This is a genomic window from Pseudomonas sp. Irchel 3H3, from assembly GCF_900187635.1.
Taxonomy (GTDB): Bacteria; Pseudomonadota; Gammaproteobacteria; order Pseudomonadales; family Pseudomonadaceae; genus Aquipseudomonas.
The window spans coordinates 230,692-245,167 of record NZ_FYEC01000003.1; the positions used below are offsets into that span (position 1 = coordinate 230,692).

11 protein-coding genes and 1 pseudogene are annotated in these 14,476 nt (G+C 61.9%); 9 read left to right on the plus strand and 3 right to left on the minus strand.

Going from position 1 to position 14,476, the window contains the following annotated elements; all coding sequences use genetic code 11:
• Positions 1–335: 335 nt before the first annotated feature.
• Together CKW24_RS05695 and CKW24_RS05700 are read left to right on the plus strand one after the other, a co-directional pair.
• A complete protein-coding gene (locus CKW24_RS05695; protein WP_095165995.1) occupies positions 336–911 on the plus strand; it encodes a PadR family transcriptional regulator in 576 nt (191 codons plus the stop codon).
• Positions 911–1,693 (plus strand): siderophore-interacting protein, encoded by a 783-nt coding sequence (locus tag CKW24_RS05700; RefSeq protein WP_095165997.1) that lies wholly within the window; start codon positions 911–913, stop codon positions 1,691–1,693. The genes CKW24_RS05695 and CKW24_RS05700 overlap by 1 nt, the downstream gene beginning before the upstream one ends.
• Positions 1,694–1,813: 120 nt before the next feature.
• On the opposite strand, the gene CKW24_RS05705 is transcribed toward CKW24_RS05700, so the two are convergent.
• Together CKW24_RS05705 and CKW24_RS05710 are read right to left on the minus strand one after the other, a co-directional pair.
• On the minus strand, positions 1,814–2,479 hold the full coding sequence (locus CKW24_RS05705; RefSeq protein WP_095165999.1) for a Pr6Pr family membrane protein: 666 nt from the start codon (positions 2,477–2,479) through the stop codon (positions 1,814–1,816).
• 9 nt (positions 2,480–2,488) lie between these two features.
• Positions 2,489–2,719, minus strand: a complete 231-nt coding sequence (locus CKW24_RS05710) for a VF530 family DNA-binding protein (protein WP_095166001.1) — start codon at positions 2,717–2,719, stop codon at positions 2,489–2,491.
• Between the two features lie 279 nt (positions 2,720–2,998).
• On the opposite strand from CKW24_RS05710, the gene CKW24_RS05715 reads away from it, so the two are divergent.
• Together CKW24_RS05715 and CKW24_RS05720 are read left to right on the plus strand one after the other, a co-directional pair.
• A complete protein-coding gene (locus tag CKW24_RS05715; RefSeq protein WP_095166002.1) occupies positions 2,999–4,381 on the plus strand; it encodes a carbohydrate porin in 1,383 nt (460 codons plus the stop codon).
• A gap of 224 nt (positions 4,382–4,605) precedes the next feature.
• The gene (locus CKW24_RS05720) at positions 4,606–7,014 is read left to right on the plus strand and encodes a glucose/quinate/shikimate family membrane-bound PQQ-dependent dehydrogenase (protein WP_095166004.1); all 2,409 of its coding nucleotides are present in this window, start codon (positions 4,606–4,608) and stop codon (positions 7,012–7,014) included.
• 339 nt (positions 7,015–7,353) lie between these two features.
• Here the strand turns inward: CKW24_RS05720 and CKW24_RS05725 are convergent.
• Positions 7,354–8,613, minus strand: a pseudogene (locus CKW24_RS05725) (Fic family protein); the annotation flags it as partial.
• 334 nt (positions 8,614–8,947) lie between these two features.
• Between CKW24_RS05725 and lon the strand changes: the two are divergent.
• From lon to cmoB, 5 genes are all read left to right on the plus strand, one after another.
• Positions 8,948–11,377, plus strand: coding sequence for an endopeptidase La (gene lon, locus CKW24_RS05730; RefSeq protein ID WP_095166007.1), 2,430 nt, complete (start codon positions 8,948–8,950; stop codon positions 11,375–11,377).
• Positions 11,378–11,559: 182 nt separating this feature from the next.
• Positions 11,560–11,952: a protease inhibitor I42 family protein gene (locus CKW24_RS05735; RefSeq protein ID WP_095166008.1), complete on the plus strand. Its 393-nt coding sequence runs from the start codon at positions 11,560–11,562 to the stop codon at positions 11,950–11,952.
• Between the two features lie 2 nt (positions 11,953–11,954).
• Positions 11,955–12,590, plus strand: coding sequence for a lysoplasmalogenase (locus tag CKW24_RS05740; RefSeq protein ID WP_095166010.1), 636 nt, complete (start codon positions 11,955–11,957; stop codon positions 12,588–12,590).
• Between the two features lie 168 nt (positions 12,591–12,758).
• Positions 12,759–13,502 carry a carboxy-S-adenosyl-L-methionine synthase CmoA gene (gene cmoA, locus CKW24_RS05745; protein ID WP_095166012.1) on the plus strand — a complete coding sequence of 248 codons (744 nt, stop codon included), beginning with the start codon at positions 12,759–12,761 and terminating at the stop codon, positions 13,500–13,502.
• Positions 13,499–14,455 carry a tRNA 5-methoxyuridine(34)/uridine 5-oxyacetic acid(34) synthase CmoB gene (gene cmoB / locus CKW24_RS05750; protein ID WP_095166014.1) on the plus strand — a complete coding sequence of 319 codons (957 nt, stop codon included), beginning with the start codon at positions 13,499–13,501 and terminating at the stop codon, positions 14,453–14,455. Before cmoA ends, cmoB begins: the two co-directional genes overlap by 4 nt.
• The last annotated feature ends 21 nt before the right edge of the window (positions 14,456–14,476 follow it).

Consider the following 14,476-nt stretch of genomic DNA (forward strand, 5'->3'; position numbering starts at 1 on the left):
CCGTCAGACTGAAACCACATACAGATTCTCTGGAAATCCCATACAGAGAGAACCAGCAGTGCAACTTCCGTAAGACTAATAGCACTGCCTTAATAAATAAAGGGGCAAACAAGTTAATTAGAGAGTTAGCACTAAAAACACCCGCTAGTGCAATAAGGAAATTGCCGCCTGCGCAGGATCGAGTCGTCACCAGGCGAGCACACGGCGAGCCTGGCAGATTCACAGGGGTGTCGATCAGAGGGGTTGCAGGCAGCCTGCGCCGTTGGTCCGGGGTGCTTGCTTTTTCTCAAAGATATATCTTAAGTTATGTCTAAACACGACGAGAGAAAGCAAAAATGAGAGACCATCATTCCCACCGCGAACACTCCGACGGCCGCGACGGCTTCGAAAAACGCCCGGGCCCCGGCCGCGAACGCGGTGGCCGCGGGCCCCGGGTATTTGCCCCTGGCGACCTGAAACTGCTGTTGCTGGCGTTGATCGCCGAACAGCCCTGCCACGGCTATGACCTGATCCGCCAGATCGAAAGCATGTTCGATGGCGCCTATAGCCCCAGCCCCGGGGTGATCTACCCGACCCTGACCTTCCTGGAAGAAAGCGAACTGATCCTGGGCGACGCCGACGGCGGCAAAAAACGCTACGCCATCACCGACGCCGGCCGCCAGTCACTGGGCGAACAGGCGATTGCCCTGGACGGCGTGCGGATGCGCATTGAAGTCAGCAAGCGCTCGCTGCGCGGCCACGACCGCCCCGCCGAGATCCACGAGGCAGTGCACAACCTGCGCCATGCCCTGCAGATGCACCACGGTCGCTGGAGCCCGGAAGAAATCCTGCGGGTCCGCGACCTGCTCAACAATACCGCCAAGGCCATAGTCGATGGCCCGCAAGCACAATCGGTTCAGGAGAACGCGTAATGACTGAAGTGATCACCCAGACCATCCACCGCGTCATGCACCAAATCAAACGCCGCCGCCTGCAGGTACTGCGGGTAATCGACCTGACGCCGCGCATGCGCCGGATCACTGTTGGCGGGCCGGAACTGGCCGGGTTCATCAGCCTGGGCACGGATGACCACGTGAAACTGCTGTTCCCGCAAAATGCCGAGGAACAGGCGGCCCTGGAAACGCTCGAACTGGGGGCCAATAACGATCAGGGGCCAAAGCCGGCGATGCGCGACTACACCCCGCGCCGCTATGACCTGGACACCCTGGAGCTGGACATTGATTTTGCCCTGCACGGCGACGGCCCTGCATCGACCTGGGCGGCACAGGCGCAACCCGGCCAATTCCTGCACATTGCCGGGCCGCGCGGCTCGATGGTGGTGCCGGATATCTTCGACAGTTACCTGCTGATCGGCGACGAAACCGCCCTGCCCGCCATTGCTCGCCGCCTGGAAGGATTGGCCGCCAATCGCCGGGCACTGGTGGTGGTGGAAATCGAGAATGGCGCCGAGCAGCAAGAGCTCGACAGCCCGGCCGAGGTCGAGGTGATCTGGGTCTTGCGTGAAGGTGGCAAGGATCACCTGCTGGCCACCGTGCAGCAGCTGTCCCTGCCCGAGGGCCAGCTCTACGCCTGGATCGCCACCGAAGCCAAGGCGTCACGCCAGATCCGCCGGGTGCTGCTGGAAGAAAAGGGCCTGGATCAGCAATTCGTCAAAGCCGTAGGCTACTGGCAACTCGACGACAACGAACAGTAACGTCGCGAGCAAGCCCGCATCACACTGTGGGAGCGAGCTTGCTCGCGATGGGCGTCAACGATAACGCGCGCTCCCTGATTCCCCACGGCGGGCTCAGTTTTTTCGCGAGCAGGCTCGCGCCTACACACGTGATCCCCGTCGTGCGCGCCACCGATCCAACCCCAGCACCACCAACGCCACCACGACAAACCCCAGCAGGATCCCCGAGGCGTTGAGAAACACCTGGGGATAACCGAGCTTTTCCACATCCACAAAGGGATAAGGGTAAATCCCCAGCGAGCGCCCCCGCAGCAGGACATAGGCAAAGTACAGCAGCGGATAGATCGCCCACAGGCCGATATGCCCCAGGCGCAAGTGGCCCTTGGGCACGCAACGCCACCAATAGAGCACAAACAGCAGCGGCATCACGTCGTGCAGCAACTCATCAGCGATCAATTGCCAACCCTGCGGGTGCCACAGGTGGCGCAGCAACAGGCTGTAGGCCAGGCCGACCACGCTGATGCTGACCGCGATGCCGCTGCTGACCCACGGCTGCAACAGAAACGTCCGTCCGCGAGACTGCTGGCTCGTGGCCGCACTGGTCAGCACTGCGGCCACCAGGGTATTGGTCAGTACCGTGAAATAACTGAAGTAGCTCACCAGGCCGCCGAGCAAACTGGCCTCGACACTCCAGCGTCCATAAAACACCAGGTACAGCTGGATGCTCAGGCCCAGCCAACCGAGTACGGCAGCCAGGCGAATGCACCGGCGTTCGACGGGCGAACCTCGCGTCAGCTCGACAGCCATGGACATTCCTTAGAGCGGGCGTTTGGTGCGCATCAGCTTCACATAGAGCTTTTCGACTTTCTCGCGGGCCCAGGGGGTCTTGCGCAGGAAAGTCAGGCTCGACTTGATGCTCGGGTCGCTCTTGAAGCAGCGAATGTCGATACGCTCGGCCAGCCCCGACCATTCGTAGTGTTGAACCAGCGCATTGAGGATCTGTTCAAGCGTCACGCCATGCAGCGGGTCAGTGGTGTGTTCGGTCATGCCGGGCCTTTGAACCTAATCAGGATGGGAAGGCGCGCACCTTAGCCGAGGGGGACAGCGGGTGGAAGGATTCTGTGCGCTCTGGGGTAAATGTAGGTCACCTGACCGGCCGCGTACGACTGTTACCGAATCCGAAAGGAAGCATGTCGAGAAAAGCCCTTTCTCTATTTGTAACAGATCATTATCCTTACGCCCTTAAGCTGAAACGCTTCCGCTGCCGGCATCCGCTCCTGCCCGTGCAGCTCACTCCCTTAGAAAAAGACCCAGAATTTCTTCTTTATGCCTTACTTGCAGATCTCCCGAGACAGCGCTGTCTCAACACCGGCTGCGCGCCGTAAAACCCTGAACCTGATCGGCGGCTTCACCGCCCTGGGTCTTGCCAACTGCGTTCAGGCCGCCCCGGCGTTCGATAGCCAATCGCCGTGGATGCTCGGCGACTGGAACGGCACCCGCACTGAACTCGCGCAACAAGGCTACGACTTCAAGCTCGACTACACCGGAGAAATGGGCAGCAACCTGCACGGCGGCTACGACCACGATCGCACTGCGCGCTACAGTGACCAGTTTGGCCTGGGCACCCACCTGGACCTGCAAAAGATCCTCGGCTGGGACGACGCCGAGTTTCAACTGACCATCACCAAGCGCAGCGGCAACAATATCAGCAACGACCGGATCAACGATCCACGGGTCGGCGGCTTCACCTCGGCCCAGGAAGTCTGGGGCCGGGGCCAGACCACACGCCTGACGCAGATGTGGTACCAGCAGAAATTCCTCGACCAGAAACTCGATATCAAGGCCGGCCGGTTCGGCGAAGGCGAGGACTTCAACAGCTTCCCCTGCGACTTCCAGAACCTGGCGTTCTGCGGCTCCCAGGTCGGCAACTGGGCCGGCGGCATCTGGTACAACTGGCCGGTCAGCCAGTGGGCACTGCGGGTCAAGTACCACCTGAGCCCGGAGGTCTACGCGCAGATCGGCGCCTATGAGCAGAACCCGTCCAACCTGGACAAGGACAATGGCTTCAAGCTCAGCGGCAGTGGCACCCAGGGCACGGTGGTCCCGGTGGAACTGGTGTGGACCCCGAAATTCAATGGCCTGCCGGGTGAATACCGCGCCGGTTACTACTACAGCAGCGCCAAGGCCAGCGATGTCTACAAGGACAGCAATGGCCAGCCCGCCGCCCTCAGCGGCGAGGCTTATCGCAGCTCGTCGAGCAAACATGGGGTGTGGCTGGGTATCCAGCAGCAAGTGAGCAGCGTGGCCAGCGACAACTCGCGCGGCCTGAGCCTGTTCGCCAACGGCACGATGCACGACAAGAAGACCAACGCGATCGACAACTACGTGCAGGCCGGCCTGGTCTACAAAGGCCTGTTCGATGCCCGCGCCAAGGATGACATCGGCTTTGCCATGGCCCGCGTCCACGTCAACCCGGCCTATCGCAAGAATGCCGAGGCCAGCAACCAGGCCCGCGCGGTGTTCGATTACGACAACCCGGCCTACCTGCCGCCGCAAGACACCGAATACAGCGCCGAACTCTATTACGGCGTGCACCTGACCAACTGGCTGACGGTACGTCCGAACCTGCAGTACATCCGCCATCCCGGTGGCGTGAACGATGTGGATGACGCGCTGATTGGCGGCATCAAGGTGCAGTCGTCGTTCTGACCCGAGCTACAAACCCTGTAGGAGCGAGTACCCGCTTGCGGCCCGCTCGCGATGGATCCGAAAGCTACGCGGGGTGTCAGGCACCCACCGTCATCGTTCACGCCCATCGCGAGCAGGCTCGCTCCTACAGGGATCACCGTTTTTATCTGAACCACGCCCGCGCACGATCGTCATCTACAGTGAACTTGCGCAAGGCTACTTAAAACGTCACGGAGAATCGCACTATGAGCACTGAAGGTGCTTCAAGTCCAAGCCGCCTGATGCCGAGCCTGCTCGGTATCCTGCTGCTGCTAATGGGCCTGGCCTTGTTGGCCGGGGGGATCAAGCTGAGCATGCTTGGCGGCTCGTTGTACTACCTGCTGGCCGGTATCGGCCTGGTGCTGACCGGCATTCTGCTGCTGGCCGGCCGTCGTGCAGCCTTGGGCCTGTATGCACTGGTGCTGCTGGCCAGTACTGCGTGGTCGTTGTGGGAAGTTGGCCTGGATTGGTGGCAACTGGTGCCGCGGCTGTCGCTGTGGTTCGCCCTCGGCATCGTCCTGCTGCTGCCGTGGTTCCGCCGTCCGCTGCTGCGCCAGGGCCCTGCGCCGCTGGGCACCGCCGCCTTGAGCGTGGCCGTGGTCCTGGCCGGCGCCGCTGCTGTGGGCAGCCAGTTCACCAACCCGGGCGAAGTGCTCGGTGAGCTAGGGCGCGACAGTGCCGACACCACCAACACCGCACCGACCATGCCTGACGGCGACTGGCAGGCCTATGGCCGCACCGAGTTCGGTGACCGCTACTCGCCGCTCAAGCAGATCACCCCGGACAACGTCGGCCAGTTGCAGGAAGCCTGGCGCATCCGCACCGGCGACCTGCCAACCGCCGGCGACCCGGTGGAGCTGACCAACGAAAACACCCCGCTCAAGGTCAACGGCATGCTCTATGCCTGCACCGCCCACAGCAAGGTGTTGGCGCTGGACCCGGACACCGGCAAGGAAATCTGGCGCTTCGACCCGCAGATCAAGAGCCCGGTAGGCTTCAAGGGCTTCGCCCACATGACCTGCCGTGGCGTTTCCTACTATGACGAGAACGCCTACGCAGCCGCTGGCGCTTCTGCGACCGTGATCTCCGACGCCGGCAAGGCCGTGGCCCAGGCTTGCCCGCGCCGCCTGTACCTGCCGACCGCCGACGCCCGCCTGATTGCCCTGAACGCCGACACCGGCAAAGTCTGCGAAGGCTTCGGCAACCAGGGCGTGGTCGACCTGACCACCGGTATCGGCCCGTTCACCCCGGGTGGCTACTACGCCACCTCGCCAGCAGCCATCACCCGTGACCTGGTGATCATGGGCGGCCACGTTACCGACAACGAGTCGACCAACGAGCCGTCCGGCGTGATCCGCGCCTTCGACGTCCACGACGGTCACCTGGTGTGGAACTGGGACAGCAACAACCCGGACGCCACCGAGCCTTTGCCGGCAGGCGAACACTACAGCCGCAACTCGGCGAACATGTGGTCGCTGGCCAGCGTCGATGAAAAACTCGGCATGGTCTACCTGCCACTGGGCAACCAGACTCCAGACCAATGGGGCGCCGACCGCACTCCGGGCGCCGAGAAATACAGCGCCGGCCTGGTGGCCCTGGACCTGGCCACCGGCAAGGTGCGCTGGAACTACCAGTTCACCCACCACGACCTGTGGGACATGGACGTTGGCAGCCAGCCAACCCTGCTGGACATGAAAACCGCCGACGGTATCAAGCCGGCACTGATCGCGCCAACGAAGCAGGGCAGCCTGTACGTGCTGGACCGTCGCGACGGTACGCCGATCGTGCCGATTCGTGAGATCCCTGTGCCGCAAGGCGCGGTCCCGGGCGATCGCACCGCACCGACCCAGGCCCGTTCGGACCTCAACCTGCTGGCCCCGGAACTGACCGAAAAAGCCATGTGGGGCGCCAGTCCGTTCGACCAGATGCTGTGCCGCATCCAGTTCAAGGAACTGCGCTACGAAGGCCAATACACCCCGCCGTCGGAACAGGGCAGCCTGATCTACCCGGGTAACGTTGGTGTGTTCAACTGGGGCGGCGTGTCGGTCGACCCAGTGCGCCAGATGCTGTTCACCAGCCCGAACTACATGGCCTTCGTCTCGAAAATGGTGCCCCGCGCCCAAGTGGCGGCCGGCAGCAAGCGCGAGAGCGAAACCGCCGGCGTGCAACCGAACACCGGCGCACCTTACGCGGTGATCATGCACCCGTTCATGTCGCCGTTCGGCGTACCCTGCCAGGCTCCGGCCTGGGGCTACGTGGCTGGCATCGACCTGACCACCAGCAAAGTGGTGTGGAAACGCAAGAACGGCACCAGCCGCGACAGCTCGCCACTGCCTATCGGCCTGCCGATCGGCGTACCGAGCATGGGCGGCTCGATCGTCACTGCCGGCGGCGTCGGCTTCCTCAGCGGCACCCTGGACCAGTACCTGCGCGCCTATGACGTCAACACTGGCAAGGAACTGTGGAAATCCCGCCTGCCAGCCGGCGGCCAGGCCACGCCAATGACCTACACCGGCAAGGACGGCCAGCAATACGTCCTGCTGGTAGTGGGCGGCCATGGCTCCCTGGGCACCAAAATGGGCGATTACGTCATCGCCTACAAACTGCCGAAATAAGCTGCATCGGCCGTAACCAGAAGGCGACTACCGCAGGGTAGTCGCCTTTTTTGTGCCTACCCACATCACAACCCGTGTAGCCGCTGCCGAGCCCGCGAGGCTGCGTTCGGCTGCGCAGCAGTCGTCTGTATCGCCATCAAGACCTGGCGAGGACTGCGTCCTCGAACGCAGCCTCGCGGGCTCGGCAGCTGCTACGGGGGATTGGGGTACATCCGAGATCTAGGGTTTGGCAGAGGCCGCCATCGCGAGCAAGCTCGCTCCTACATAGGTGGTCGTTTCTCCGTAACTGATCGGCATTAGGCCGGTAGGCCGCCTCGGCTGCCAGGTTCTCAGGTACGTTCACGGTTGTGCAGCAGTGACCTCAAGCTGCTCCTGTTGCTCCAGTAGCAAGGCCTGCGTGACTTCTTCTATATAATCAAATACCGCTTCGGGAACCGTGTACCTGTATTGCTTGCGACGGTTAATCGAGACTGTCCCCCCTTGCGTCAGGCACATCATCACGAGGTTAGCCAGGTCACTACCCCGCACGTCGTAGCGTTCATCGACCCGCTTTACGATCCGGTCATAGTTTTCGAGAAACGTAGTCTCTTCGCGAAGCTCGACTTCAAGGGCGCGCTTTGCCATTTCCAGCGTGAATGTGACGCCCGGGGTGGCATCCCAGTACCGATAGATGGCCGGGCTCCCGGTGAAGTTAAATGACAAGTTACCCTGATCGATCCACCTGACGTCCCAGAACTCCCGAGCCGGCCTGGAGAACTCTTGCAGGGTTTCAAGGTAGAGCCGCTCCTCCCGCTTCATCGCCACGGAGACGGGCAGAAGAAGACCGTTTTCCAGTACCCCGGCACGGCACAACGTGTGATGGATCAGAAAACGGGAAAGTCTCCCATTTCCATCCATAAAGGGATGATTCAGGACAAAGCCGAAGGAGATAATGCCGGCAGCGACCAACGGGTCGATATGGGTGGGTGCTTCGTTGGCGAACGCGGCCAGTTGATCCATCAGTTCGCGGCACAGCTCTGGCTCTGGAGGTACGTAGGTGACACCGGCCGCACCGTGAAAAGAGTTGGCCAGGTGGTTCTGCTCGTGACGGTATCCTGCCGCCATGTCGAGCGGATTCGATACCGTCGCGTTCTGCAGGCTTACCAGATAGTCCTCGGTGAGTGGAGCGCGCTCATGAGCTTGCTTCAAAAGCTGGATGAAGCGGCGCGATTTGTCTTCGCTGGGCTCCTCGCGTTCAATGGCGAACGAGTCCTTGGTTTCAGAGAGGTAGGCCCAGTTTATCGCCCGGTCCATCATTCCCGATGGCAAGTTCGCAATAAATTCGCGGGTGCGACCGAGAATGTCATGTTCGAGCAGAGCAACAATCTGGGGGGTCCGCTCGACCGTGGCGCAGTAGGAAAGTGTGCCCAGGCCATTAAATTCGATACGCCACCGAGAGTTCCGGGCCCCGGCCATGGTCAGGTACTGCTCTGGATCGAACAGGGGCATGAAACGCCCCTTTACCGGAGAGTGCTGCGCAATTTGTTCACCCGTGAAAGCTTCCCGCAGATAGCAAGCCTTGCGAATGTAGACTCCATTAGGTGACTGCCGCAGCTCGGCTTCAAGCGCTTCAACGAACTGAGTTCATCGGCGCAAAATCCTCAAATCCGTATTCGCAGCACAGATTTTCTTCACTACGCAAAGAAAATCTTAATTCCGAGTAATTATCCATATTTTTTTTTAACTCACCACACAATCCTCTGACCGTCCACCCTATACAGAACTGAAATGACCTGCATTCCCAGAGCATGGGAACGATCAACCACGACGCTCGGTTCGCAGCCTTCAGGTAACAACCCGCTTACCAAACAAATCCCCCGCAAAGCGCTCCCACCATTGAAACCACCCGCCACCTGCCCCATCTAACTCCCATACCCCATTGCGCAGGTGCCCCATGAGCGACCAGCAAGCATTCCCCGAAGACCCCAGCGAATACGCCGACCCGGAACACGCCGAACACCCCGAACACCACGCCTCCTCCGGCACTGGCCTGGCCCTGCCCGGGCAGAACCTGCCGGACAAGGTCTACATCATCCCGATCCACAACCGGCCATTCTTCCCGGCCCAAGTCCTGCCGGTGATCGTCAACGAAGAACCCTGGGCTGAGACCCTGGACCTGGTCGCCAAGTCCGAGCACCACTCGCTGGCGCTGTTCTACATGGACACCCCCCAGGAAGACCCACGGCATTTCGACACCAGCGCCCTGCCGCTATACGGCACCCTGGTCAAGGTCCACCACGCCAGCCGCGAAAACGGCAAGCTGCAGTTCGTCGCCCAGGGCCTGACCCGTGTGCGCATCCGCACCTGGCTCAAGCACCATCGCCCACCGTACCTGGTGGAAGTCGAATACCCGCACCAGCCAAGCGAGCCGACCGACGAGGTCAAGGCCTATGGCATGGCGCTGATCAACGCAATCAAGGAACTGCTACCGCTCAATCCGCTGTACAGCGAAGAGCTGAAGAACTACCTCAACCGCTTCAGCCCCAACGACCCGTCGCCGCTGACCGACTTCGCCGCCGCCCTGACCTCGGCCACCGGTAACGAATTGCAGGAAGTGCTCGACTGCGTGCCCATGCTCAAGCGCATGGAAAAAGTCCTGCCGATGCTGCGCAAGGAAGTCGAAGTCGCGCGCCTGCAGAAAGAAATCTCCGCGGAAGTGAACCGCAAGATCGGCGAACACCAACGCGAGTTTTTCCTCAAGGAACAACTCAAGGTGATCCAGCAGGAGCTGGGCCTGACCAAGGATGATCGCAGCGCCGACGTCGAGCAGTTCGAGCAACGCCTGACGGGCAAGGTCCTGCCGCCCCAGGCGCAAAAACGCATCGAAGAGGAAATGAACAAGCTGTCGATCCTCGAGACCGGCTCCCCCGAATACGCCGTGACCCGCAACTACCTGGAGTGGGCGACGGCCGTGCCCTGGGGCGTGTACGGGGAAGACAAGCTCGACCTCAAGCACGCACGCAAGGTGCTCGACAAACACCATGCCGGCCTCGATGACATCAAGGACCGGATCCTCGAATTCCTCGCGGTGGGCGCCTACAAGGGCGAGATCGCCGGCTCCATCGTGTTGCTGGTAGGCCCGCCGGGCGTGGGCAAGACCAGTGTCGGCAAGTCCATCGCCGAATCCCTGGGGCGGCCGTTCTATCGTTTCAGCGTCGGCGGCATGCGTGATGAAGCCGAGATCAAGGGCCACCGTCGCACCTACATCGGCGCCCTGCCGGGCAAGTTGGTGCAGGCGTTGAAAGATGTCGAAGTGATGAACCCGGTGATCATGCTCGACGAGATCGACAAGATGGGCCAGAGCTTCCAGGGCGACCCAGCCTCGGCGCTGTTGGAAACCCTCGATCCGGAACAGAACGTGGAATTCCTCGACCACTACCTGGACCTGCGCCTGGACCTGTCGAAAGTGTTGTTCGTGTGCACCGCCAACACCCTGGACTCAATCCCCGGGCCGCTGCTCGATCGCATGGAAGTGATTCGCCTGTCCGGCTACATTACTGAAGAAAAAGTCGCCATTGCCAAGCGCCACCTGTGGCCCAAGCAACTGGACAAGGCCGGCGTGGCGAAAACCAGCCTGTCCATCAGCGACAGTGCGCTCAAGGCCCTGATCGATGGCTATGCCCGCGAAGCCGGGGTGCGCCAGTTGGAGAAACAACTGGGCAAGCTAGTGCGCAAGGCGGTGGTCAAGCTGATGGACGATCCGCAGCAAGTGATCAAGATCGGCCCCAAGGACCTCGAGGCCTCCCTGGGCATGCCGGTGTTCCGCAACGAGCAAGTGCTGTCGGGCACCGGGGTGATCACTGGCCTGGCCTGGACCAGCATGGGCGGCGCCACCCTGCCGATCGAAGCCACCCGCATCCATACCCTCAACCGGGGCTTCAAGCTCACCGGGCAACTGGGTGACGTGATGAAGGAATCGGCCGAGATCGCCTACAGCTACGTCAGCTCCAACCTGAAGTCGTTTGGCGGTGACCCGAAGTTCTTCGACGAAGCTTTCGTGCACTTGCACGTACCGGAAGGTGCGACTCCAAAAGACGGCCCTAGCGCCGGAGTGACCATGGCCAGCGCCCTGCTGTCCCTGGCACGCAACCAGCCGCCGAAAAAAGGCGTGGCGATGACCGGTGAACTGACGCTGACCGGGCACGTGCTGCCGATTGGCGGGGTGCGCGAAAAAGTGATTGCCGCACGCCGACAGAAGATCCACGAACTGATCCTGCCGGAACCCAACCGTGGCAGTTTCGAAGAATTGCCCGATTACCTGAAAGAGGGCATTACCGTGCACTTTGCCAAGCGTTTTGCCGACGTGGCCAAGGTGTTGTTCTGAGGTCTGTGTAACGCCTGGACTGACCGCATCGCGGGCAAGCCCGCTCCCACAGGGTTACTGCAATCCTTGTGGGAGCGGGCCGGGCGGCGGCACTGACAACCCTATCTAGGCCTAACGGTCACATTTTGTCTCATCTTCGGTTATGCTCGCCGTTCGTCGCGAATTCCGGAGTGCCTGACTTGATGTCCCCCACCCGCCTGCTATTGCCCTTGAGCCTTGCCTTGCTGACGGCCTGCGCCTCGCAGCCGAAACAGAACCTGACCGTGGAGCAGCAGAGCCAATGCCCGGTGCAACTGCACAACGGGCAAAACCTGATCCTGACCTTGCCGAGCAACCCGACCACGGGTTATCGCTGGGCGATCCAGGATTCGGCCGGCGGTGTGTTGCGGGCCATCAGCCCCGAGGTCTACACCAACCCGGAAAACAGCGGCCTGGTGGGCAGCGCGGGGCAATCGACCTGGCGCTTCCAAGCCTTCACCAGCGGTAACGGGCGCTTGCGCCTGACTTCACAGCAGCCGTGGGCACCGGAAGTCGAACCGGTAGAGATTTTCGACTGCGCAATCGTGGTGAACTGAGCATGGGCTGGCTGATTCTGGCGTTGATGGGAGCCGTCACGTTCCTCTACGGCTTAAGTGTGCATGCCGAGCTACTGTGCCTGCTGGTCAAGCCGCTGCCGGTGCTGGCCCTGCTCGGCTGGTTGCACGATGCACCGCCCAGCGACTACCGGCGCTGGGTCAGCCTGGGCCTGATCTTTTCCCTGCTGGGCGATGTGCTGCTGGCCTGGCCCGGCGACTTGTTCGTGTTCGGCCTCGGCGCATTCCTGGTGGCCCACCTGGCCTACCTCAAAGCCTATCTGAGCGATTGCCGGCGCCTGGCCCCTGGGCCCTTGCTCCTGGCGCTGCTGGTCGGCGCACTGCTGCTGGGGATCCTGATCGCCCATGGCCTGGGGCCGTTGCTGATTCCGGTGATCGTCTATGGCACGGCCATCAGCGCCATGCTCTGGCGCGCCCTGGCCCGCCTGGGCACCGACGTGCCGAAACGCTCGGCACTGTTGGCCGCTGGCGGCGCCCTGGCCTTTGTGTTCTCCGACAGCGTGATCGGCATCGACCGTTTTGCCATGCCCTTCGCGGCCGCGCCGTATGTGATCATCCTCAGTTACTGGCTGGGGCAATGGGGCATCGCCGCGTCGGCGTTCCACACACGAACGCGCTGAATTCATCGCGAGCAGGCTCGCTCCCACACGTACGGTGTTTAGCCTGTGGGAGCGAGCCTGCTCGCGATACGCCAATGCCTGCCAGGGCGCTTTATCAGACAAGCCGCGCATCTGCGCGCCAACTTGGCTAAAATGCCGGCCTTTTCCAATTCCGCCGCTGGAACCGCCGTGAGCAAAGAACCCGATCGCCTTTTCGCCCAGCCTTTGGCCCAGGTACCCGACTTCGCCTTTAACGAGGATGTGGTGCGAGTGTTCCCGGACATGATCAAGCGCTCGGTGCCGGGTTACCCGACCATTGTCGAAAACCTCGGCGTGCTGGCGGCGCAGTTTGCCCAGCCGGACAGCGTGCTGTACGACCTGGGTTCATCCCTCGGCGCGGTGACCCAGGCCCTGCGCCGGCACGTGCGTACGGACGGTTGCCGGGTGATCGCGGTGGATAACTCCGCCGCCATGGTCGAACGCTGCCGTGAATACCTCAACGGCCAGGACTCGATGTTCCAGGAACTGCTGCCGGTGGAGGTGATCGAGGGTGACATCCTGGCCCTCGAATTCAAGCCGGCCTCGGTGGTGGCGCTGAACTTCACCCTGCAGTTCATCGCCCCTGAACAACGCCTGGCCCTGCTCGGGCGTATCCGTCAGTCGTTGTTGCCCGGCGGCGCGCTGATCCTCTCGGAAAAACTGCGCTTTGCCGATGCCCAGGAGCACCAGCTGCTCGGCGACCTGCACATCGCGTTCAAGCGCGCCAACGGCTACAGCGAACTGGAAATTGCCCAGAAGCGCAGCGCCATCGAAAACGTCATGAAGCCCGACAGCCTCGAAGAACACACCGAACGCCTGCTGGCCGCCGGGTTCTCGAAAGTCGTGCCGTGGTTCCAGTGTCTTAACTTTGCCTCGTTGATTGCCTTGCCATGATTGATCTGTCTCCCCTCGCCCGCCGCCTGGCCGGCACGCCGCTGGCCGACTGGGCCAACACCCTGCAAGCGCAACTCGACGTGAAAATGGAGAAGGGCCACGGTGACCTGGAGCGCTGGCAAAGCGCGCTGGACGCCTTGCCGAAGATCCAGCCAAGCGAAGTCGATTTGCTCAACGGCCTGAAGCTGGACACCGATTGCGACGATGCAACTCGCGCGCAAATGCGCACGGCCCTGATGGGCCTTTCACCATGGCGCAAAGGGCCGTTCGACCTGTTCGGCGTGCACGTCGACACCGAATGGCGTTCGGACTGGAAATGGTCGCGGGTCGCCCCGCACCTGGACCTTGTGGGCAAACGCATCCTCGATGTCGGCTGCGGCAATGGCTACTACATGTGGCGCATGCTCGGCGCCGGGGCCGACAGTGTCATCGGCGTCGACCCCAACTGGCTGTTCTTCTGCCAGTTCCAGGCCGTGCAGCGCTACCTGTCCGAGCCCAATGCCTGGCACCTGCCGTTCCCGTTCGAAGACTTGCCAGCGAACCTGGAAGGCTTCGACACGGTGTTCTCCATGGGCGTGTTCTACCATCGCCGCTCGCCGATCGAGCATTTGCTGGCGCTCAAGGATTGCCTGGTCAAGGGCGGGGAACTGGTGCTCGAAACCCTGGTGATCGAGGGCAACGAGCAGCAGGTACTGGTGCCGGAAGACCGTTACGCGCAGATGCGCAACGTCTGGTTCCTGCCTTCGGTTCCAGCATTGATGCTGTGGCTGCGCCGCGCCGGGTTCAGCGACGTGCGCTGCGTGGATGTCAGCGTGACCAGCATCGAGGAACAACGCGCCACCGAGTGGATGAAGTATCAGTCGCTGAGCGACTTCCTCGACCCGGATGACCACGGCAAGACCATCGAAGGCCTGCCAGCGCCGATGCGCGCGGTGATTGTGGCCAGGAAGTAACCCGATCTTCCTGACACAAAA

Bases quoted from the DNA above. Each gene is read 5' to 3' on its own strand.
- CKW24_RS05705 (WP_095165999.1), bottom strand. From the start codon at position 2,479: ATGGCTGTCGAGCTGACGCGAGGTTCGCCCGTCGAACGCCGGTGCATT.
- CKW24_RS05740 (WP_095166010.1), top strand. From the start codon at position 11,955: ATGGGCTGGCTGATTCTGGCGTTGATGGGAGCCGTCACGTTCCTCTAC.
- CKW24_RS05735 (WP_095166008.1), top strand. From the start codon at position 11,560: ATGTCCCCCACCCGCCTGCTATTGCCCTTGAGCCTTGCCTTGCTGACG.
- CKW24_RS05695 (WP_095165995.1), top strand. From the start codon at position 336: ATGAGAGACCATCATTCCCACCGCGAACACTCCGACGGCCGCGACGGC.
- CKW24_RS05720 (WP_095166004.1), top strand. From the start codon at position 4,606: ATGAGCACTGAAGGTGCTTCAAGTCCAAGCCGCCTGATGCCGAGCCTG.
- lon (WP_095166007.1), top strand. From the start codon at position 8,948: ATGAGCGACCAGCAAGCATTCCCCGAAGACCCCAGCGAATACGCCGAC.
- CKW24_RS05710 (WP_095166001.1), bottom strand. From the start codon at position 2,719: ATGACCGAACACACCACTGACCCGCTGCATGGCGTGACGCTTGAACAG.
- cmoB (WP_095166014.1), top strand. From the start codon at position 13,499: ATGATTGATCTGTCTCCCCTCGCCCGCCGCCTGGCCGGCACGCCGCTG.
- CKW24_RS05715 (WP_095166002.1), top strand. From the start codon at position 2,999: ATGCCTTACTTGCAGATCTCCCGAGACAGCGCTGTCTCAACACCGGCT.
- CKW24_RS05700 (WP_095165997.1), top strand. From the start codon at position 911: ATGACTGAAGTGATCACCCAGACCATCCACCGCGTCATGCACCAAATC.